Below are 21437 nucleotides of genomic sequence, written 5' to 3'. Positions count from 1 at the left end.
AAAATTAGCCATATAGTTTTTCTTCCAACGACACCAGATATATTCTTGCGGATTTAACTCCGGAGCATAAGGAGGCAAAAATTCTACTCGAAGCCTTTTCTCATTTGCTTTTAAAAATTCATTCATTGCTTTGCTTTTATGAGCAGATAGATTATCCCAAACTATTAAAATCTTTTTGCGATTTTCCTTTAGAAGTATATTTAAAAAATAAATAAGGTCCTGGCTTTTAACAGAGCCTGTTATGATCTGGAAGTGAAAATCTTTTTTAGAAATAGCACCGATTACTGATAACTTTTTCCAAGACATCTTGTGACGAAGGATCGGTGTCTTTCCGATTAAGCTCCAAGTTTTATCGTATATGGATTCTGGCTGATTCCGCTTTCATCTAAAAATATGACCTTAAACCCTTCATTCTCTGCTTTTTTTTATACCGGGCCAAGTTTTCGTTTTCCAAGTTTCAATTGCCTTTTCATCTCTTTCCAACGCTCTTCTTTTAGGTTTTTGATACGAAAATCCTAATTGATGTAAAAGAATTCCTACGTAATCTTGATGATACGTTACTCCGAATTTTTTTCGTATGATTTCCGATACGCGATACGTTGACCAAAGTTCATTCGGATAACCGTTACTGATCGGACCTTTCAAGATGATTCTTTTTAATTCTTTCTTCTCTGAAATGGTCAATTTGGTCGGTCGACCTCGTCGACCATTCCATTTTACTCCTTCGATTCCTTCCGATTCATATCTTTCTCGCCAACGCATTACCGATTGCTTACTGACTCCAAGCTTTTTTGATACTCCGTAGCACGTGTAGCCTTTCTTCAATAGAGCAATTCCCTTCAATCTACGCTTTTCCAAACGTTTTAACTTTTCCCTTTCTAAGTTTTGCATTATGACAATGGGATATTATTGTTATATTTTTGGTACTCTTTTTTGTAGGGATCAGTAAATTCAACATGAAGCGTTGATATTCAGGAATCAATTCGAAAGTGAAATAAGTTTTTAAATCTTCAAAAACAAAGTCACTATGTCCGTTGATTGCGGATAATAGCTCTACATCCTTTATCGATAGGAATCTACTACAAGGGACAGGTTGATTATTGACAGGAATAACAAAATCTTTGAATCCAATAACTCTATCCATGAAATTGTAGCTGCGATAGCTGCCGTCTTGATTCCGTAAAAATAAAAAAAGAAATGTTGAATTTAGTAACGTGTATTTAGTGAATATGGCTGCATGGACAGAATCGAAAAATAAAGAATCTGAATTTTTCATATTGAAAATCATCGCATATATTGTTTTAATATTATCGCTTAATTCTTTAATCTTAACTTTATCGTAATTAATACCAAGATTTTCTAAAAGATCGCGCGTATCATCATAAAGATCCATTAGCTCTTGAAAGATTCCAAAGTTTAAAATACCATTGAACGTTATCTTAGAATTTCCGAATTTAATTTTTTTTGCTTCGGACAACGCTTTTAAAAACTTTAAAGAATCTAGTGCCTCTGGAAATAGTAAATCTGGTGGACTATTGAAATTTACATCTACATCGTTTTCGGTAATAGTAATCGTGAGAGAATTATTAATTTTCAAAATATTTGAAGTGGAATTTGAGAATTCAACAGAATACGACTTAAAATAGACTTCGTCATCAAGCAAAACTTCGCCAACTTCTGAAAATGTAAAAGAGCTAAATTCATTTTTAATAGGAACCGTGATTCCATTTATGAGTTTTGCGTAAAAGAAAGTATTTGGGGAATATAAGGATGATCGAAAATCCTTTTTTAGAATTGTTTTTGCGATAATTTGTATTTCTTCTTTTGGGTCTATTGAATTTATATCAATATAGTTTGAAAGATTCTTTTGTTCAGAATGGTTGTCGAGGAAGAATTTACAAATAAATTCTATTTTCTTCGCGTTCTCGGCTTCTTCCAATGAAATCTTAATTTTCTTTTTCGTAGGGCTGACGTCTTTTAAGTATCTTTGAATATTAATCGGCAATAGCAAGCAGTAGAAAATTTTATATACTTTATCATTTTCAAAGATTGGTCTTAAGAAAATAATACCACCATCGTTTAAGTAATTATTTAGATCACTTCTGTCAATGTTTATTGATTCATTTACAACTGCTTTCCGCATCGTTGATTTTATTTGTATTGGAATCTTACCTGTTATAGATTCTTTTTTGTTTGTATTGGGTTTTGAATAGAGTATTAAATGTCCGTCCCAACTTGGACCGCGATCATCTTTATTTATTCCTGAATCCAAATATTCACTATTTGTCAGCAAAGATTCAAAGATTGCAATTCCTGTTTTTTCAATTTTTGATGTGTTCATACTCATTCGATATAATTCAGATTAACTAAATATTCTTCAAAAGAAATATTCAGTTAACAAAATACAAATTTGAATTCGTGTCTGAAATTCTCAACTGCAATAAAGTTTTAATTCCTCAACAGGTTCGCTTTAAGTTGGTGAAAATAAATTAATTATTAAGAATGTATTTAATTGTCTTTAGAATTCTTCTTTAAGTAATTCTATGCAAGTCGCACCACTTCCGGTACTTGTCCGTTTCCAAGGGCGCGGAGCTGGTCCAACCGATTGGCCATCCCATTAACCACTCTACCCACCTCGGGTTCAGACTCCCACCATTCACACTTTGGTATTCCGGTCTCTGGCTTGAATGATATTGCGCTTGAAGTAGATCGCCTTCCGTGACCATCGACGCGGTTGGTGTCGGAAACTTCCTTACTGCGGTCGCAAGTCCGTCGCCGCTTTTTTTCGAAATCCCCTTCCGGTTGCTGTTTCCTGAAACTGTAGGAGTCGGCCATAGCCTCGGGTCTCGGACCTGATCCTTTAAGCATAACTGCTGTCGATGCCCCGAGGCTCGTTTTTTCCCTTCGACGATTTCGTTTAATTTCTCTTGCGAGATTTCTCCCCCAGCGCAAGCGACCGGAGTACGCCAATATCCAAATTCGTTTTCTAATATGGGGAGCTCCGGCGTTATCCGCTCCCAACACTCCCCATTCTGCATTGAACCCCACCGAGGCCAAATCCCTAAGAACTCTGTCGAGTCCACGTTTGGTAAGCATTGGGGAGTTTTCCACGAAGACGAATTTTGGTCGAACTTCGCAAATGATTCTAAACATTTCTTTCCAAAGACTTGATTGTTTTCCTTCGATTCCGGCGCCTTTTCCGGCAATGGAAATGTCAGTGCAAGGAAAACCTCCCACTGCCTGCGAAAAGTGCCAGCTCATTCAACTTCGTAATTCGAGATTTATTTATTAGGAAATCTTAAATTACGATTAGAGTTTGAAAGATTGATTTGTGGAGTATCGTGGTTTTGATCCTCTTCTGATCGAAACCACGACAGAAAAAAATTGAAAGAATCGATAACAACACGTGAAAGAATCGCCATTGAAAAATAAAAAAGAATTGTTGAGAAAAAAGTATAACTTAAAATCAAATAGAAAACTTCCGTGTTTGTCAAGGGAGTTCTCCTCTTTTAATCTCTTTTGCCTTTTGAATTCTCTTCTTTGCTAATTCATAAAACTTTTTCTCCTTTTCTACTCCTATAAATCCTCTTTCCGTTTCGATACAAGCAACGCCGGTTGTACCGGATCCCATACAATTGTCTAAAACCAAGTCACCGGGATTCGAAAAAGATTTTATTAAGAAACGCATAAGTCTCAATGGTTTTTGAGTCGGGTGCATTCCTTTCGCCATTTCCGATGGGAAACATAGAACGGAATCGGCAAAGCGTTCGCCTATATCCAAATACTGATATTCTACATGCTTCGGACCACTGAGATTAAAAACATTGGAATATTGTTTCATATTTGATTTTCCTTTTTTTTGAAACTTAGGATCGATTGTATATTTTTGTGGGTTAAAGATTGGCGATCGTTTGTAAAAAACTAAAATGTTTTCATGCGATTTGATGGGCATTTTCTTTGCGAGAAGAAATCCGGAAGCCTTCGTCTTGTACCAAATGAGTTCGTATCGAAACCATTTAGGATTACTGTTGATGAGCTTTGTAGTAAAAGGATGATTTGCTGTAAGTACTACGGCACCATTTTCTTTTAGAACTCTTTCATATTCTTTCCAAAGACTTGATAAATCAAGAACCTTGTCCCATTCGCAGTTGGTTATTCCGTAAGGAAGATCCGTTAAAATTAACTGAACAGATTTGTTGAGAATTTTAGGAAATATTTTGAAGCAATCGCCGTGATATAGTTTTACGTTTTGTTTTTGTCCTTTTGTCAAAGGGACAAACCCACGAGGACGCCGATCGCAAGGGATGGAATCGCAATCTCTAAAGTCCCTAAAACTTTTTGAAAATAGGAAGGCGAGTAAGTTACCTGATCGTAGGTATGACAAAAATACTCGGACCAACAAATCCGTTTCTTTTTTCGAATAAACTCTCCTTCTCTCGTTTCAGAAAGAAGCGTTACGACGGCCTTTGAAGATTCGATTTTTTCCCATCTTGCATGTAAACCCTCAAGGCATTGGAACCAGAGTCCACCTTTGAATTTAGCACAACCGGTTTCCCGTACGGGCGATGGAGTAAAGGTCTCTTGTTGTTTCGTAAAAGAAGAACAGTTAAGAGCGATGAATCCGGTAAGAAAAAAAATAAACATGAATCTCATCGGTTATTCCCCCGCATCCGTAGGAAAAGCACCGTCACAGGTTTTCTGAATCTCTTCGGGAATCCGCCTCGAATAACAGATAAGGCGGGTCCGATCGACCGAGTAATCGACAGGAGTTACTTTGTCGAACGTATCAGTATCCGAATTCATTTTGATTTCGATCCGGTTGACTTTGATAAAAAGAAAAACGAGAAGTAAAAGAAACGCCCGCGAGATAAGAAAAGTTTTGTGCGTTTGAAGAAACGATTTTAGTTTTGTAAGATATGAATTCAAAGAGTAAGTCCTTTTGTTAAAATAAAGAAATTACGTTTGAATGTGTTACGTGACTTTGACTAACCTCCCCCGCCGCGTGCTTTCTGGATAAACTCTCCCAAGGCTTTTAGGATTTCTCCCGTCTTAAACCAAGACATGAGAAGAACACCGGAAATTAAAAAAAGACCATAAACGCTTACCGCGCCGAACCCCTCGGAGACTTTCGCATCCGGAGAAGTTTTTAAGAGATAGAGACCGATTAAGAGAAAGAAAAGCCCTAGAAAGAATGCCTGGTTCGTAATTCGAAGCGGATTTTTTTCTACGACAAAAGAGTTTGAAAGTCTTTTCTCGTATTCAGCAGCTTCAGGTGAACTCGGATCGACTTTAAGAATTTCGTTTGCTGGAATTTTCTTTTTCAGTTAGTTCTCGCTTTTAAAATCTTTTTCGCAGTATCTTGATTGAATACCGCATAACAAAAGCCTGGGAAGCGCGGATTTGTTTTTTTTACGCGTAGTTCCGCGCCTTTGAAAATGGAAATAAGTTCAATCCATTCGGATTCTTCCCAAGTAGATTTCGTAACCGTGCAACCGAGAGACGATACACCTACATTTTCTTTTGTCGTGCCTTGTGCGTGAATGTTCAGACCAATTTTTCCGCTAAAGACTGGATCATCACTTGACCAAATATGATTTCCGTCTTTGTCGCGTCTAAAATTGAAGTTTGATCCTTGATTAAAAGCTTCGTGTCCGTGATGCGAACCGATTTTTACAAGATAGAGTCCCTCTTCCGTTCGCGCTTCCCCTTCCCTTACTCCGTACTTTTCTAACGTTTCTTCGGAAGCCTTACCGGGATCAATCGTAACGACTCTGCTTCCCCAAGATTTCCCGCCAGGGTAGATATCGAATAGAATGTCGTTAAACTTGTCGAAAGAATCGTCGTTTAGAACGACTTTGTTTTGTAGGACGCTGATTCCCCGGACGCCGATGAGAACATTTTCTTTTTCAAAATCAAGAAAGGGAAAGTTTTCACTCTCCTTAAACCTCGACTTTGTTTCCGCAATCAAACGAGGAATGAATGTTTCGTAATTCATGTCGGAGAGAATAACGAGTCTTACGGTATCGGTGAACGTTTTAAAAAATTTTTAGATCGGTCTTCGGAATAGTCATTCAAATAGAGTTCGATTCTTCCACCGTTTGATTTTGCGCGATGTCTTTGAAGTGAAAAATAGAGATTGATTGTGTCTTGGGAATTCGTCGGAAATTTCAAAACAAGCCTAAGACCGTTGTACACTGTCACGTAATCAAGAAACCTTTTCAATGCGTGTTTGGCGGGAAGAGAAACCGTTCCGTAGTGTGCAAATTCGATCTTGATCGACTCAAGATTTCTTTCCCGCGCAGATTTGTAGAGTGAAACTAAGTCCAGATAAAAAATCTCCGAAGATACAACAGACAGATTTTTAATCAAAAAAATGTCAAGACGCGACACTTCCCCAAACGAATGAAAAAACGGACCTTTTACCGTATATGGATTTGATTTCGTTTTTTTAAAAAGAACTTCTCTCCATTTCTTTAAAAACCAAAACGCGAATTGAGAAAGAAATAGAAGAATACTCGCTGCGTATCCAAGGACTCCGTGAAGGTTTTTATCCTTCATTTCTTTTAAAGAATCAAACTCATCCATTATCCCAACACTCCAAACGTAAATCCCGTATACCGAATTTTAGCAGTCTTCCACCATTCTTTAAGCTCATTACCAAGTTGTCTGATTCTGGCCCCAAAAAATGCGTTTTCCGCCGACATAGTCGTCCCGATGGATTCGCTAATCACACCAACCGACGTAGAATAGTTCGCAATCCCTCCGATGATTCCTTCTCCGTACGAAGACAGAAGACAGATCGCAAAGTATTTTAGAATTTGATCCTTTAGTTCTCTTGGAACTCGAGTTGCATGGTCGTATCCGGTAGTATAATCAACTTGATAGGCACCGGGAAGGTTTGTAATATTTTGATTGAGTGCACGAAACCCTTGAATTCCAATAGAAGAAATTCCGACATTGCCGAAAGGGACTCGTGTAAAGACCGCACGTAAAATTCCCGTTTTGTATTGAATCGTCGCTCGGTTTGTAAGGTCAAGAACCGTATTCCCATTCCAAGGAAGCGTTAAGACCCACCTATGAAGACGACAAATATTTTTTCTTCTCAGTTTAAGAAAGAAATTCGAACTTTTGGAAGGATCATAGTCGTATGTGTCATCCCATTCCGCAAAGCCTTCGATTCTACCGGTTTTAGGTTCTAGATCAAATCTTCCGGATTGCCCAACAAGTGGACGGGATCGAAAAAGCCTAGGATAAATATCCCAGTCAATTTCAGAGGCAAATGCCCGAACGGTTTGGTCACACCAATTTTTTAATTGGAAATCTTCAAGTTGAGTTCCGCGCGTAGTGAGAAGCGGTTCGTTCCCGAAAAACATGATCCGACGAAGCTCATCCGGATGAATGAGAGTTCCCCAGCCTGGAAGAGGAGAATCGGATTTTACAAGTTCCGGATAAATGCACGCACTAAGATCGTGGTACTCGTAATCCTCTTCCTGTTTGTTTAAATCTCCGTCAAATCCGTAATTCAAAGTAAAAAACAACCAAAAAAATATTTCATTCTTCTAATGTGCGGAATTGACTTCAATCGGAGAAGAGACCGGATTTCGCAAATTCAAGGTGCTCAAGCGGGAGTGTATGCGTCACGCCGCTTGTCAGTTCGCAGACTACACTTTTTCCGTCTGAAGCCACTTCTTTGATTTTTGCAAGCATTCCTCCCACGTTTGCCCGACCTTTCGCATACACTCGCATAATCATCCCCGGTTTTGGAAGTTTCGGACCGGTTCCGTACGTTCTTCGTTGTTCTTTGGAAAGGGATTCAAATTCCAGGTGTCTTTTAGAAATTTCTTTCTCTCTTTGGATTTCTTTTTCCGATTTTTCATTTTTGTAATTGATCCGGTTTCTTTCACTTCTTGCGTGATCGATTTTTTTCTCGCGGGGAGTTCTTACGTCTTCGTTTACTTTTGTGTTTCTAAACGCTTGATAATCGCCGTTTTTTCCGTGAACCGTGACCTTCTTTTTAACGAGTGCCGTGTTTGCGTTAGAAAACATGTTTAGTGTAGAACCTTCGTTGCATTGATCCAGAAACCGGAAACTTCGCTAACTCCGTTAAAACTTGCTTCACTCGCACAAATTGGCCGAAAGAATTGTTTGTCGCCTGACCCATGACGATCGTAATTTCGTAAATCCTGATCCGCGTTATTCCCTTTTACATGAATGGTCCACGCACCACTCGCTGCAATTTCGGTAATAAAGTACATTCGGTCAGGTGCGTTTAGAATTGTGTTACCCGGAGCCGTAAACTGGTTTTGAATTTCGAGACGATTGTAATCCTGAAACGTAAAAGACTTTGAAGACATAGACTGAACTTAACCGGTAAGTTCATATCGGAAATTAAGAGAAACGTATCCTGGATTCCGATATGCGAAAAGTACAAAACCGGGGTTTTGCACGTAAAAAACCCTGCAAAACCCCACATCCGATTTTTTAAAATTTTTTAATATCGGAGACAGTGAACGCAAAAAACGGAAGACCCCGAGGGGTGAACTTTGAACGAAATTTAGAACGAAGAACTCGAAGTAACGAAAACCAAAAACAAAATATAGACGCGAAAGTCGTAAACGATAGACTTCAATTCCTCGCAAAATCGTTTTTTAATCAGATCAATTCCGACAAAATTGCGGGAAGAAATCCCGTATATAACTACGACCAACTCCAACAAATCCGAGACGGTGTAAAGCTCCGACCGACATGGAGAATCCCTTACCAACAATTAAGAAATTCCACGTATGGTACTTCTCTTATTTCAGCGATTCACACAGTTCGGGTAGAGGATCTTACCAAATTCGCTTGTATTTCAAAAAAAACCGGTCTTTGGTTTCGAACCGAATTTGAAGAAGATCAGATTGACGATGAACTTAATTTCAAAATGCGAAAGTGCGGCCGTTTCTTCGAGAAAATGGGAGACTTGACCGAAGGTTGGCAGAACCGAGATCATCTAGGATCTGTTTTCGAGATGATGATTAGGGACACTCTCACACTCGATAGTATCGCGTTTTATTTGGTATATAACAGTTTTGGAAAGTTAATTGAGATCAGGTATCTTGATCCCGCGACAATCTTTCAAGTCGATCCGGAAAAAGGATATGGAGGGGACAAAGGAATTGCGTTCGTACAAATCATTGACGACAATATTGTAGAAACGTTCTCTTCTTCGGAAATTCTTTGGCTTCATAAAAACCATATCTCAGACGTATCGATGCGGGGTTTTGGATTCTCTCCGCTCGAAGCGTGTATATTGGATCTAGTTGCGGTCATCAATTCCCTCAAATTCAACCGAGATACTTTCACAAGACAGCACCCGCAAGGGTTCATGTCGTTTCAAGGAGACGCAACCCAAGAAGTAATCGAGTCGCTTCAACTTCAATGGCAGGAAATGATTTCGGGACTCGACGATTCACACAGAATTCCGATCATCGGCACGTCCGCCGGTGAAGTGCGCTGGACTCCTCTTTCCATTCCAAACGATATGTTATTCAAAGAGCTCATGCAGTGGTGCACGAGCTTTGTTCTCATGGGTCACGGAATGGACCAGTCGGAACTTGGCCTCAGACTCATCGGATCGCAGGCAACTTTTTCGGAAGGGAACCAGGTTGAAAAAAGTAAGCTTTCCATGACCCGCGCTAACCTTTCTCTTTTAACATACTTCGAGTTTTCGTTTAACCGAGTGCGCGAGTTTAGAGAAGATGATTTCGTGGGGATCGTTTGCGAATTCTCGGGAAAAAATCCGGAAGATGAAAAAGACAAACTCGCTAAAAATAAAGACGAGGTTTCAAACTGGAAACTGGTCGATGAAATTCGAATCGAACAGGACAAACCGACTGTTGCGGAAACTCTCGCTGAACTGTATGGAGTCAAGGAAGAAGATTACAAAATGGCGGGTGCCGTGATTCTAAATCCGATTTTTCAGCAAAATCTCCAGCTTCTTCAAAACAGAATCGAAAACTCTGAAAATGATTCCAATTCAGAATATCCTGAAATGGGATATTCTGAAAATGAGAAAGAAATGGAAACCGAAGAGGATTTAGATGAGGATCTTCTTTTTTAGAAAAGGTTTAGTTTTGCATTGGCGTTTCGCATTACACCGCCTATTGAATTAAAATAGCCATTGACCCAAATGGAATCAGGACCGCATGGAGAAAAATTGTAGATGGAAGCATTGGGACCTCCTAGACCGCCTGGAGGGTACCAAGAAAGAACGTTTAGAGAATTTGAGTCCAAAGCGGCAATTCCATTCCTTACCTGACCGCCTACGGAATCAAACCAACCGCCGATATAGAGGAACGAATTTTTTAAAACGAAACTTTTGTATGCGGTTGGGCTTGAAAATCCACCGTTTGGATAGTTAGACAGGAGACTTCCTGTCGTAGCATCTAAAACGGCAAAACCGCTTCTAGTTTGACCTGCGACACTCGAAAATTCCCCACCAATAAAAAGTTTTGATCCAGATTGTGCAAGACAACTGATATAGGGTACGGAAGTGCTAGAACTTAAAAAAGAAGGAGGAGTAAAAGACAAAACCTCCCCAGTAGTTGCGTCAACGGCGGCAAGTCTTGCTTTACTAAGTCCGCCAATTTTTTGAAAACTTCCGCCGACATAAAGAGTATTACCGTCTTCAGACAAAAAAAGTTTCTTGGGGTAACCAGTCGCCGCGCCGCTTGTCGGATACCAAGGTAAAACACTCGCATTCGAAAGATCCAGAGCCGCAATCCTTGCCCTTTGTACCCCGCTTATGCTTGTAAAACTTCCAGCAACGTACAAAATATTTCCTTTTTGACAAAATGTATAAAGTGTGAAGCCCGTACTTGTAAGGCCACCACTTGGATACCAAGAAAGAACGTTTGCATTAGACGGATCAATAGCCGCTATACCATTTCTCGAAATACCTCCTAGGGAAGAAAACGCACCTCCGACTAAAAGCATCGAACCGGTATAATGAAACGAAGAAACAAAGTTGATTCCCCCTACTCCGCCAGTTCCTTGAAAAAATGGAAGAAGGTTGCCAGTGACAGAATCAATCGCCGCAATACCGTTACGAACAACTCCGCCGATAGATGTAAAATCACCTCCAAGGAAGATTGTATTTCCAACTTGGATCACTGAGTAAATAGCCCCCGATGAATTTAAAGCTCCGATAGAAATTGGATCTACATAAGGTTTAAAATTTACTTTTTGGAAATGCGCAAATGGTAAAAACATTCATTAACCCATGTTTAAAACACCCGAAGAAAAAATTTGACCCCCCACTTTTATAAAAGAGTAAAAGTCTTTTCTTCCGGATAAAGAAGATGGTGTTGGAATAATGGCACCCGACCAGAGAAACGTTCCTCCAGACCAGGTAATTGTATACGGCGAACCAGTAGATTCAAAGACGACATTTACTACTTCGTTTTCAGTCATATTTGAAAACGTGATCGTAGCGTTTCCGCCTGTGATTCGAAAAAGATTCGAGGTAGAGCAATCAAGTGTCCTATTTCCCGCTGAAAATAGATTTGTAAAAGGAGAAGTTTGCCTGACGTAATCGCATAACGTCTTCATTCCTGGAAGAGAAAAAAGACTACCAAGTGAAGCTGGTTTAAATCCTCCTTGCGAGCTTGAATCAAAGATTAGAATCTCATTATTCAGTCCGGGGGAAACCGAAATGAAATTTCCCGAAGCGTCGCGTGTTACAAGTTGTCCTTTGGAGATTAATGTTTTTTCAAAATTGGACGAGGGCCTTTGATTGGATAAAAGGAGACCGTCCGAATCAAGAGTGGCGACACCGAAAGGTACACCTTTTTCGATAGAGTTTAATTTGGTTAAAATTTGAGATTGCAGGTAAGAATCTACGGTAATTCTCGTAGATATTTCTTCTAGAAGTTTTAAATCCACGTACTGACGGATTTGATTGTCCTTTAAATAATCGTTTTTAAAACTCTTCATTTGTATTCTACCACAATACGAACATTACGGTTAAAAAATATAGAACTTCCCGTAAACTGAATCGAAACATTTCCCTGATCGTCGAAATACCCGGTTACCGTAGTTCCCGAAGGAAAAAGAAAATACCATTTTCCTGCGTTATCCGATACACATGCGAAAACAGAAAGAATGGAATTTGAAAGACCTGTGCTGATAGCACAAAGACCGCTTGCGTTAGTTGTTCCTTCAAAAAATGCGTTTTTTACCAAAGTCCCTTGTGGCGCATAATTGCCTCCGAAGAGAAAAACACTACCTTGAGAAATCAACTGCATTAAAGACATTTGCAGTCGGTCAAAATATTCCCGGACTGAGTTTGCAGACGGTGCGAGTGAGGTTTCAAAAAAAGACGGTGAATTTGTAAGAATCCCGTTTGTAGAAGCTATGTTGTTATATCCTTTGAAGCTTAAAAAATACCAACTACCCTTTTCTAAAGAAAAAGCGAGTTCCCATGATCCACCATCAAGGTCTAATTGCCAGTCTTCAGTTTGGTCTTCAATTTTTTGACCGTTACGAAGAACAGTAATCGGATTGGTTCCGGCAAAATTGGAAATATCTAATATACCTACGACTTCGTTATCGTCCGGATTTAAAGGAAGTGTGATTGAGATTTGATTTAACGATACGTCACAAAGAACTCTTTCGTATTTGGTAGCGGTATGGGGGGAAGTTTTTACGGATGAATTTTTTAAAGAACCAAAATTTGTTCTCCAAACTCCGTCTCCTGACAAAAACTTTTCTCTGTCTGAAATAAGCGGTGCGGGAACTAGACCTTTTACTCCGTTTAAAAGTGAGGTTGAACCTTGAAACTCCGTGTCGAGTGCAAGAGTTCCCGAACTATCGGGAAGAAGATATTCCCTTGCAAGGTTTGTAAGGGATTTTAACACACTTCGAACACCGCCGGGTGACGTGAGTTCTAAACCGAAATTGGAATCAAGACCTGGGTAGCCGTTTGATGAATTTTTTTCGGACCTTAGTTGGTATTGCGGATGATCGTTTAGGCTAAGGCCGATTAGTTGAAAATGAAGGGCCGTTCTTGCGGTTGTTTTTAACCACCTACCGGGAGAGTTCATCGTTAAATCATTCGGAAGAATTATGCGAGTCGGATCGATTAGATCGGGGACAGGGGCCATTGACTGAGAATCGAATTGATAGAAAGAAAGTTCGTCTTCTACTTCTCTGATTTGTTTGTCGTTTCTTTCAGAATTGGGAATTGATTTTAATTCTAACAAACTTTGAACAGGAGTATTCCAATTCGCTAATACTTCTTTTCTAATCCAATCTAGGTTTACCGCATCATCCGGATCTATCGGAGACGCAACTTTTAGGTTAGTGAGTCCCGTATCGTCCGGAAGTCTGAATTCGACGTTTGAACCGGAACTTTTCAGCCTCGGTCCGTTTTTACCTAATTTGACCGAACTTCCGATTCCTCGAAGTAAGAAGTTAAAAACTGAGTTCAAGTTTAACCTAAATAAATTTCGATTAAAATTTGATTCGTATCGTAGGTTGTCGCGACTCTTAAAGAATTGATTCCACCGGCCCACGCAACAAATCCTTGAGAAGTCGGATGGTCGTGGTTTGAACCGTTGATTCGAACGACAAGCGGCGCGGGATCATCTTTTTTAACACCGATTGCAGTATCATCCGAGAGATATTTCGCAAGGATCAAAACATACTTAAACGTGATTCCATTTGGAATTGGAATTGTGACGAGGTTATCGGATTGCCTAATCGCTTTTGTAAGTTTTTGAGGCTGTTGGACTTGGAACTCGGTTGCAAATTCCTCCACTTCTCGTTCGATCGAAATTCCATTTCTTTGAAATAATTTAAAAAGAATTCTGTGAATTTCCATTCCTCTAAAATAATGAGAAATGAAAAATCGGAAGTTTCATTTCGGTTTTACAAGGATTCCGGCGGGAGAAACAAGCGACGCGAGTTTTCCGATTCCGTTAACAAGAGGTTCTGCATATTCACTAAGTTTTTCTATCCCTGATACGATTCCCGTAATCGAGGTTGAGACTACCGGAAGAAGTGTTTTTTCGATATTTTGCACCGTATTTGTAAGTTTCAACATAGCGCCTTTGTTCTCTTCGAAGAGTTTCAACATAGCGTTATTCAGTTCGTATCCAACCTTGGCCGCCTCTTCTCCCGTTTTGGAAGCAAATGTTTCTTTTTTTAAATTATCAAGTTCAAGGCCTTTATTGTATCCCGCATGTATGGAAGAATTGTCGTTTGAAAAAGCTCCATAACCAAATTTTAAAGACGACATTTCCGAGAAACTTCCACCCCCCATTTTGTGAATGATCCCGCGCGTGTTTGCATCCATTCCGGATAACGCCGAGGACATGTATTTTCCCGGATTTGATTCGGATTCTCGGATCGCTTTAAAAATGTCTCCTCCGTTTGCGCTTAGTGCGCTTGCCATGGAAAGGGAACCGAATATTCCACCGCCAAACGCGCCGCTTCTTCCATGATTTGATAATTCTTCGGCGAGTGACATGCGCCTATTGGGATCTAGTTTCGTTTTATCGGTTCGATTTAATCCCACCGCAAATTTCGAGTAATCGGAGATTTCTCCAGAATATCCTTTTGTGCGCAAGTTCTCAGAAACACTTGCAAGTTTTGAAATATATTCGGATTGACGAAGACCTGAAAATCCGGAAACGTTTGCTCCACCTCTTAAAAACCCAAGATCGGCGTGTTTGTTGTCTTTTCGGATCGTTTCGAGTTCTTTAACAACTTCACCGATTCCTTTTCCTTGCGACGCGGCAAACTTCATAGTTTCGGAATCGATCTGGTTTCCTTTACCAAAAATCGATTCACCCGTTATGCGCCCTTTTGCGAGATTTGCGGAAGCAAGTTCCGAGTTTGCAAAATATCCGCTTCCACCTCCGACATATCCACCGGTTGCGCCAATCGTTGCGCTTTGCGATTGCATAGCGGCGTGATATTGTTCCCCGATTGCAGAGATTGTTTTTAAAATTCCACCGGCAACCGCAAACGCTGCGCCTGCAATGGGGATCGCCATTCCCATCGCAGTCAGTCCGTTTCCTTTCGTATCGGCTCCCCCACCGCTATTTGTGGGAGGGGTTCCAATTCCAGGGAATCCACCCTTATCAAAGTTGGAATTCTGGATTTTTATTTCGGCTTTTTGGATTTGAATTTGTTTTGTTGCATTAGAATATTTTGATATTCCAGACTTCTCATTTTCTTCGTCTGCTTCTTCATTACCTTTTTTCTTTTTTTTGGAAGCGAGGTCTTTGGCGGTGGAAATTTTTTTGTCGAGTGTGTTATAGAAACCGCCGTGCTGTGTTTCATCGAGATCCGATCCGTCTGCGCCGAGTTTTAAGGCTCCAGCACTTCCTCCGTGATATTTAGAAGCAGCTTCCTTTGTATGCTTCCATCCTTTTTTAAAAGATGATTTGAGTTTTTTCCCAGAACCAAAGTTCCAACTTTTGGAATCAAAAAAAGAAAATCCTTTTTTTCCCTTTTTTGCAATCCTTTCTAAATCCTTGTCAACGTCTTTAAAATCCGGTTTTGCGTGGACCGTTATATCAAGCGATTCGGAAGACATTTAGATTCGTAACTCTCGTTCTATTTTTTCGAGTATTTCTTTTTTCTTATGTTCTCCCTGAGCCTGAATCTGTTCTTTCGAGAACCCTGCCTCGTCCTTTAGGATATTTATCATCTGCGGACTGATTGATTCGAGAAATTCGCTTGGATTCATCTTTTCGACCTGACGTTTCTCCGAAAGAAGGCGCGTTCGTTTCAGATATATTTCTGTGTCTATTCGGCTCAACGCTTCGATCAGGAATTTTTTCTGCTCGTGAAATAGGTTGCCGAGGTTCGTTACTCCGTGAGGTAGAATCTGAAACTCTTTTATCAGAATGAAATCGATTAGGTTTCTCTCGTCTGAAATTGCCTCCTCGAGTGTCCCGATTTTTTTTTAACTCGGTTTGAAACCAGTTTTCTTTTTTCTTGTATTCGTTGAAGAGTTTTACGACAAACTCTTTGTCTAGTATCTCCTCGAAGGAGTTAAATCGAAACGGAAAATTTTCCGGAAACTTTTGGATTACATAGTTGAGCGTGCATGTCGCGACTATGTATCCGTAAACCGAGTTTGGAATTGATTCAAGGGATGCGCCATTCAGACGTCTGGCGACAGCGATTTCAATGTCCAGCTCCGTGGAAGGATCTGCGATTTCAGCTTGGAAAATTAATTGTTCGCCTTCGCATCTTACCTGCAGAAATACGCGCCTTTCGGGTTCTAGAATTCTCATTCCGTGATTGTGAATGACCGAAATCTATCGGAAATTTCAATTTTTCATTAAAATTTGAAATAATCAAGATGTATCCGATTTTAGGATTTTCCAAGATTTCGGAGCTATTGGACATAGCCCTTGGTATGTTTCTTTTTGTTCTTATTTGTATTTTTTTACACTTGCTTGTGGGAAATAGTCCGTTTAAACTATGCTTGAAATTGTTAAATTCGGAGAAAATACCGATCAGATTCGTTTTATATGGACTCGCAAATAAAAATTCATCCTATCGAAGCTAACTTTTTAGTCGTAACAACTGAAAATAAAGAATATCCTTTGCCCGTTCTTATTTATAGCGTTGAGAACGAAAAAGAAAATTACGTATATGCAGAACTTTTAAGTTACAGCATCTTAGGTTATGGAAAAAATATCCAGGAAGCCAAAGAAGATTTAGTGAATCTCTTTGATTTGTATTCGTTCGATACTGCAAATTCTGAAAAACGTTCGACAATGATTCAGTCTGAGACCGAGAAAAAAAAGCTCTTCTTAAATAAGATCGATGTTAAAATGTGGGATTACTTTTTTAACCTAAATCCGCCAGGTCAGGAAGACTTTAAAGGTCTTCGTGAAGCACACTACGCAATCGCTTCTTAAGAATGCGACTAAGCGAACTTTCGAACATCCTTAAATCTCTAGGATGCGAAATTCATCCGGATACGAGAGATTACGTTATTGCTTCCGGAAGTAAAAAAATTCTCTTCCTAATCAAACGGAATTTAAACAGCGGGCATTTTGTTAAATGTCCAATTTCATTTTATAGTAGCGAAGATCCCGAAGTCCCGCTCAACTTACAATCTACAATCCAAAATGCACTACTTCTTACTAAAGACTGGAAGAAAAAAGAGGAAAGCGTTTAATTAAACGCTTCCATCGAAAAGTTACTTGTTCGCCTTCGCATCTTACATGAGAAATATGCGCTTTTCGGGTTTTAGAATTCTCATTCCGTGATTGTGAATGACCGAAATCTATCGGAAATGTTAAAATCTATAAAAATTTAAAGAAAAATTTATATTTTTTAATTATACGTGAATTTTGGACATAATTTTGGGTGTGTAAAATAATTCAAAAGTGTATTTTTTAGCACTTGATCGAGATCAATAGTCGAAGTATTGTAAACTTGAAATTGTTAAATTCGGTAAAAATGCCGAATGAATCAGTAGGAAAGTAAATCAGAGTTTTTATGAACCCTTTCGATGAAATCATTCCAATTAAAGCCATTTCTTTAATGAGTAAGATTACCCCCTCATTGAATTTTCCAGTTTTGCTGTATAAAATAAAAGGCGATGAGAATGATCTATTTTACGCAGAGCTATTAGAATTTAGCCAAATTGGAGCCGGGCGTACAGAAGAGGAAGCCGCTGAAGATTTAATTGAAGGTTTTATTTGGTATCTAAAAGAAGCGAATAGTAATGTTGAAAAAACAATGGTTGTACCATCTCCCAGAGAAAAAATGGAACTTTATAATGAGCTTCAATTAAGAAATCATCACCCTGCTGTCAGTTTTAGCGATTCTCCTTACCGCAACGATATTCCTAAATTAAATAAATCTAATTTAGTGTTAGCATAACTTATTTTTAATGGTCTTAGAGAACTATAAAAGATTTTCTGAGATATTAAGTAGATTATTGCATTTTGCTTGCGAAGTAAACCCTCATCCACCATTAAAGATAGAAGGGAATAAACCGGTCAAAGTAAGAATGAAAAGGACAAATGAAAAAGGTTTTGTTTATCCTTTTTCTATGAACTATTATAATCCTGACCCAAAATTTACAATAAGCCAATTGGTTTCATTAGGCAATACACTTGGATTACCTGAAAAATGGTGGGAGGAATAAAAGCGTCTAATTAAACGCTTCCATCGGTTCCCAGTCCACTAACTCAAACTCTATCTCTCTCCCCGACATTTCGTTATTCACTAGACTAAACCCTTCCGTATTCACTGCGCCAATTAGAAGTCCGATCCTTTTCCCCGATCGTTTGTCGATTATGAGAATGTCATACAAGTCATCCGCATGTGCATCGTCGTATGTATCGATTTTTACAACGCCGTCAACGGGAGTAGTAAGGATATGAAATTCACCCGAAGCGGTTCCTTGCCAGTCAAGTGATTTTAGACCTTTCGGTTTTCTTACACCCAGAGCTTGAATTCTTTCGATATGGTTGTTAATGTTCACGCGAATGGATTTCATAAAACCAACCGCTTGCCCGTTGATTTTCACAATCGCGTCGTTACCAGTTAATATATTCGGATTCGGTCTTGAACTTCTAGCCAAGTTTAGTTCCCCTTGCTGACGCCGCGAGCGACGTCTATTTGCAAGAGAAAAAACATAAAGTTAATCGGAGTAACGATCAGCCCACTGGGGAAAACGAAGTAGATTGCATCACCATCGCGGCGTATGTCAAAATTTTCATCAAAAGCGTCCTCACCCGTATAAATGTTCCGGGTGAGCCAACCGTATTGCGAAATATATACATTACGAAAACGTTGTGTAACTGCAGTGCGAATATCGGCGTCTGTTAGATTTGTGCCGAGTGCGTTCGGATCGGTTGGAACTTCGCCCGTAAAAGAAACATTCAGCCATTCTCTAAAATCTTTCACCAAAGCAAGCGCCGTGCAAACGGTAGAAGCCTGGTTTTTAATTAGGTTTTCTGTTTGATAACTGGTTAAAGCGAACTCGATTTTAAAAGGTCCGTTGTTTGGTTTTTGAGTAACAACAAGACCACCGGCGCGAAGAATCTTTTTTATTTGCATTTTAGAAAGAGCCTCAGGCGCATCAAGAATATTCAAATCTTTGAACGTAGCAGTTTCTCGGACATTCCCGGATGCCTTGATCGCATTGTGTAATACGGCAAGCATCCAGCCTGGATATGTTTTTAAAGAAACGCGGTCGGATGCGTATCTCGTGACGGGAGAGAACCCGAGAACCATATACTCGGAGTTCGTCGATTTAATATCGTCGATTCGCTGATCGATTGTGCGTGAAAGATCAAGACCCGCGCCTGCGAACCGTTCGTCGGAACCTTCCGGAGAATTTCCGTTAGCGAGTTTGTCCGCGAGATAGAGTCGAACCGTTTCAAGGGACGTGCAGACATTGACATAGAATCCTTTAACGAGTTCTGTATCGAAAACAGTATCAATCGCATTCAAGTAGTCGGTTGCGGTTGCAGGCGCAGAAGTCCCGCCGGCGAGATATGAAAAGGATGTCATATCTGCGCAGGGTTTTCTTTCTGTTCCCGCTTCAATTTCTGCAAGTCCGTTTGTAAGAAAAAACGTCTCCTGCCAATAGAGAAGAGATCGTAACGTGTATGGACCTGTCTTTATATCAATCGCGTCGGAAGAAGAAATGAAATCTAGAGTCTTTGTTTTTCGATCCGGTTGGGATAATAATACCGCAGAATACCCGGGACGTGAGTTGATAAATCCTACGAGTTCCGAAATTGTCTCGTAATCTTTAACCGGAACGGATAAATCCGCACTTCCATCGGTCGATGGCGTAGCGGAAAGTATAACTCTAAAATTTATACCGTCGTACGTCAAACTTGCAACACCGGCGTTTCCGGTATAAGAAATTCGAAACTCGTTTGCTTCGATCGGAGCCGAATTTACGATTCCGTCTTTGTCCCCTGCTTGGATTACAGTTCCGCCATTTGCAATGCGAAATCGGATTTGATTTCCGCGCGGACCGGGAATCTGTGCTTTGATAGTATTCGAAATTCCTGATGTAATAGAGGGTATGGAAATGGATGCGGATAAGTTTCTAGAAACATTTAACGCTTTGATCGTTTGAGGACCATTCGCAAACCGGGAATCTTTCGAAGGAGAAAATGCGTTGATTACTGCATCCGCCAACTCACCCGATCCGAGAATAGACCTTGCTTCGTCGGCACTCGTAAATTCCAAGATCCGTTTTGAGTTTGGAAGATTTGTATCGTTTGAAAAAAATCCGTTATCTGCCGAACCGATTAAAACTAACGTCGTGAAATCTTGACTGATTCCGCCAGACTGCGGTTTTGTTCGAAAAGCACCTCGCGCACCTGGCTGGATGTATCCGCGCCCAAGGAATTCAACTTCACGCGCGCCCAAAAACGGACTCCCAAACCTGCTCGTAAGTGCGGTTTGAAATTCTGTTTAGTTCTCGATAGAAATACTCGCGAAATCGCGGAGTAATCGTTTTTCCGAGTTCAGTTTCTTTTTTTAAAAGAAATTCTTCTGATGTTTGCTTTTTTGAAAGGGTGAGAGACTGTTTACTCTCTTTCCCTTTCAGATTCAGTCCTTGATCCAAGCCGTTTGTCCTTAAACCCAAAGTTATTTTCAAAACGGGTTCTACTTCGAGAAAGAGATATATCGAACTTCTTAGTATCGGGGAAAAGAAAACTTGGTTTTGTTCTAAAAATCGATTTGGTTTGAACGATACGAATCCTAATCTCAAACCCCCAGAAGGGTTCTGCGAAATCCATCGTTGTTAAGTTTGGTTCAGAATCTTCGGGAAGAAAAACGCTTATCCCCGGATGCAAAATTGGAAGATCGTTTGAAAGAAGTAAAGTAACTGCGAGTGACGAATCATAAAGAAACCGGTTTGTCGTTCTTCCCGCGTTTCCAGTTACAAAACCAGTGATAACGACGTCGCTTTCGCATGTAAATTGAAATTGTTGAATGTGTTTTTGTCTTGAGAAAGAATCTAAGAATGCTTTCGACGGAAGTCTTTTTGATTCCGGAAGTTCTGCAATCGATTCTAAATATTCCAAAAAGGAATTTGAGTTTTGAAAGTGAAGTTCATTGAGTCCCAAAAATTGAGTGTGTTTTTCAGTCGCGCACTCAACTCCGAGTTTTGGAAATTTTGTATTTGATCCTTTTGTAGAAATACCCTGCTGATAAAGTGGGTGACCGTGTTCAATGGGAACCGAGATATTTCGTTCTTCGAGTCCAAAAAGTGGAAGACAACTCCTAAAATAATCGACTACCGCGTCTTCGGGCGGTGCGGGATACGTGACAAGAACGGCTCCTTTGTCGCGTCCGTCTTGCCGTCGCGAGTCTTCTTCGCGGAGTGAAATGTCCATTTATAAAAAATAATGGAAGAATGAGAATCGGAATTAACGTTGTGTTGA

Annotated in this window: 24 protein-coding genes and 2 pseudogenes; 4 read left to right on the top strand and 22 right to left on the bottom strand. The window is 39.9% G+C overall.

The window, feature by feature from the left end:
- The 12 genes and pseudogenes from LEP1GSC062_RS25610 to LEP1GSC062_RS15775 all read right to left on the bottom strand — a co-directional run.
- Window positions 1-891 (bottom strand): annotated as a pseudogene (locus LEP1GSC062_RS25610) (IS630 family transposase); the annotation flags it as partial.
- Entirely contained in the window at window positions 845-2341 is a 1497-nt protein-coding gene (locus tag LEP1GSC062_RS15825; RefSeq protein WP_039942347.1) for a hypothetical protein, read from the bottom strand. The pseudogene LEP1GSC062_RS25610 and the gene LEP1GSC062_RS15825, both read right to left, overlap by 47 nt.
- A 200-nt stretch (window positions 2342-2541) precedes the next feature.
- The gene (locus LEP1GSC062_RS23335; protein ID WP_010576941.1) at window positions 2542-3261 is read right to left on the bottom strand and encodes a DNA cytosine methyltransferase; all 720 of its coding nucleotides are present in this window, start codon (window positions 3259-3261) and stop codon (window positions 2542-2544) included.
- A gap of 229 nt (window positions 3262-3490) precedes the next feature.
- Entirely contained in the window at window positions 3491-4270 is a 780-nt protein-coding gene (locus LEP1GSC062_RS15810; protein ID WP_020984757.1) for a DNA-methyltransferase, read from the bottom strand.
- Window positions 4267-4653, bottom strand: coding sequence for a hypothetical protein (locus LEP1GSC062_RS15805; RefSeq protein WP_020984771.1), 387 nt, complete (start codon window positions 4651-4653; stop codon window positions 4267-4269). The genes LEP1GSC062_RS15810 and LEP1GSC062_RS15805 overlap by 4 nt, the downstream gene beginning before the upstream one ends.
- Before the next feature lie 3 nt (window positions 4654-4656).
- A complete protein-coding gene (locus LEP1GSC062_RS24990; RefSeq protein WP_244265118.1) occupies window positions 4657-4803 on the bottom strand; it encodes a hypothetical protein in 147 nt (48 codons plus the stop codon).
- Between the two features lie 182 nt (window positions 4804-4985).
- Window positions 4986-5324, bottom strand: coding sequence for a hypothetical protein (locus LEP1GSC062_RS22140; RefSeq protein ID WP_078125848.1), 339 nt, complete (start codon window positions 5322-5324; stop codon window positions 4986-4988).
- Complete coding sequence (locus LEP1GSC062_RS15795) at window positions 5321-5995, bottom strand: hypothetical protein (protein WP_020984764.1); 675 nt, start codon at window positions 5993-5995, stop codon at window positions 5321-5323. Before LEP1GSC062_RS15795 ends, LEP1GSC062_RS22140 begins: the two co-directional genes overlap by 4 nt.
- 20 nt (window positions 5996-6015) lie before the next feature.
- Entirely contained in the window at window positions 6016-6585 is a 570-nt protein-coding gene (locus LEP1GSC062_RS15790; protein ID WP_020984766.1) for a hypothetical protein, read from the bottom strand.
- Window positions 6585-7526 (bottom strand): hypothetical protein, encoded by a 942-nt coding sequence (locus LEP1GSC062_RS15785; RefSeq protein WP_039942355.1) that lies wholly within the window; start codon window positions 7524-7526, stop codon window positions 6585-6587. The genes LEP1GSC062_RS15790 and LEP1GSC062_RS15785 overlap by 1 nt, the downstream gene beginning before the upstream one ends.
- Before the next feature lie 52 nt (window positions 7527-7578).
- Window positions 7579-8046, bottom strand: a complete 468-nt coding sequence (locus LEP1GSC062_RS15780) for a hypothetical protein (RefSeq protein ID WP_020984768.1) — start codon at window positions 8044-8046, stop codon at window positions 7579-7581.
- 2 nt (window positions 8047-8048) lie between these two features.
- Entirely contained in the window at window positions 8049-8354 is a 306-nt protein-coding gene (locus tag LEP1GSC062_RS15775) for a hypothetical protein (RefSeq protein WP_010576934.1), read from the bottom strand.
- Between the two features lie 152 nt (window positions 8355-8506).
- Between LEP1GSC062_RS15775 and LEP1GSC062_RS15770 the strand changes: the two genes are divergently transcribed.
- A complete protein-coding gene (locus LEP1GSC062_RS15770; RefSeq protein ID WP_020984763.1) occupies window positions 8507-10102 on the top strand; it encodes a phage portal family protein in 1596 nt (531 codons plus the stop codon).
- Here LEP1GSC062_RS15770 and LEP1GSC062_RS15765 read toward each other — a convergent pair.
- The 6 genes and pseudogenes from LEP1GSC062_RS15765 to LEP1GSC062_RS25605 all read right to left on the bottom strand — a co-directional run bounded on the left by LEP1GSC062_RS15765 (window position 10099) and on the right by LEP1GSC062_RS25605 (window position 16292).
- Complete coding sequence (locus tag LEP1GSC062_RS15765) at window positions 10099-11253, bottom strand: hypothetical protein (RefSeq protein WP_010576931.1); 1155 nt, start codon at window positions 11251-11253, stop codon at window positions 10099-10101. The two genes, LEP1GSC062_RS15770 and LEP1GSC062_RS15765, sit on opposite strands and share 4 nt — an antisense overlap.
- Before the next feature lie 3 nt (window positions 11254-11256).
- Window positions 11257-11760 (bottom strand): annotated as a pseudogene (locus LEP1GSC062_RS15760) (hypothetical protein); the annotation flags it as partial.
- Between the two features lie 212 nt (window positions 11761-11972).
- Complete coding sequence (locus LEP1GSC062_RS15755) at window positions 11973-13472, bottom strand: hypothetical protein (RefSeq protein WP_010576929.1); 1500 nt, start codon at window positions 13470-13472, stop codon at window positions 11973-11975.
- Between the two features lie 2 nt (window positions 13473-13474).
- Window positions 13475-13864: a hypothetical protein gene (locus LEP1GSC062_RS15750; protein WP_010576928.1), complete on the bottom strand. Its 390-nt coding sequence runs from the start codon at window positions 13862-13864 to the stop codon at window positions 13475-13477.
- A gap of 36 nt (window positions 13865-13900) precedes the next feature.
- Entirely contained in the window at window positions 13901-15586 is a 1686-nt protein-coding gene (locus LEP1GSC062_RS15745; protein WP_020984775.1) for a hypothetical protein, read from the bottom strand.
- Between the two features lie 46 nt (window positions 15587-15632).
- Entirely contained in the window at window positions 15633-16292 is a 660-nt protein-coding gene (locus LEP1GSC062_RS25605; RefSeq protein ID WP_020984772.1) for a hypothetical protein, read from the bottom strand.
- Window positions 16293-16532: 240 nt separating this feature from the next.
- Here LEP1GSC062_RS25605 and LEP1GSC062_RS15730 point away from each other — a divergent pair, with 240 nt between their 5' ends.
- The 3 genes from LEP1GSC062_RS15730 (at window position 16533) to LEP1GSC062_RS23715 (ending at window position 18166) form a co-directional block, all read left to right on the top strand.
- Window positions 16533-16925, top strand: a complete 393-nt coding sequence (locus LEP1GSC062_RS15730) for a hypothetical protein (protein ID WP_010576925.1) — start codon at window positions 16533-16535, stop codon at window positions 16923-16925.
- 586 nt (window positions 16926-17511) lie between these two features.
- The gene (locus LEP1GSC062_RS15720; RefSeq protein WP_010576923.1) at window positions 17512-17898 is read left to right on the top strand and encodes a hypothetical protein; all 387 of its coding nucleotides are present in this window, start codon (window positions 17512-17514) and stop codon (window positions 17896-17898) included.
- Between the two features lie 10 nt (window positions 17899-17908).
- Entirely contained in the window at window positions 17909-18166 is a 258-nt protein-coding gene (locus LEP1GSC062_RS23715; RefSeq protein WP_010576922.1) for a hypothetical protein, read from the top strand.
- A 6-nt stretch (window positions 18167-18172) separates the two neighbouring features.
- On the opposite strand, the gene LEP1GSC062_RS15715 is transcribed toward LEP1GSC062_RS23715, so the two are convergent.
- From LEP1GSC062_RS15715 to LEP1GSC062_RS15700, 4 genes are read right to left on the bottom strand one after another with little or no spacing between them, the layout of a single operon-like run.
- The gene (locus LEP1GSC062_RS15715; RefSeq protein ID WP_010576921.1) at window positions 18173-18604 is read right to left on the bottom strand and encodes a hypothetical protein; all 432 of its coding nucleotides are present in this window, start codon (window positions 18602-18604) and stop codon (window positions 18173-18175) included.
- 2 nt (window positions 18605-18606) lie between these two features.
- A complete protein-coding gene (locus tag LEP1GSC062_RS15710) occupies window positions 18607-20415 on the bottom strand; it encodes a hypothetical protein (protein WP_010576920.1) in 1809 nt (602 codons plus the stop codon).
- Window positions 20402-20614, bottom strand: a complete 213-nt coding sequence (locus LEP1GSC062_RS24985; RefSeq protein ID WP_020984770.1) for a hypothetical protein — start codon at window positions 20612-20614, stop codon at window positions 20402-20404. The genes LEP1GSC062_RS15710 and LEP1GSC062_RS24985 overlap by 14 nt, the downstream gene beginning before the upstream one ends.
- Window positions 20577-21389, bottom strand: a complete 813-nt coding sequence (locus LEP1GSC062_RS15700; protein ID WP_010576919.1) for a hypothetical protein — start codon at window positions 21387-21389, stop codon at window positions 20577-20579. The genes LEP1GSC062_RS24985 and LEP1GSC062_RS15700 overlap by 38 nt, the downstream gene beginning before the upstream one ends.
- Window positions 21390-21437 lie beyond the last annotated feature (48 nt).

Origin of the sequence: Leptospira alexanderi serovar Manhao 3 str. L 60, from assembly GCF_000243815.2 — a bacterium.
GTDB classification, from domain to species: Bacteria; Spirochaetota; Leptospiria; order Leptospirales; family Leptospiraceae; genus Leptospira; species Leptospira alexanderi.
The sequence above is the reverse complement of the archived record's forward strand: the minus strand, read 5'-3'. Positions and strand labels throughout refer to the sequence as shown.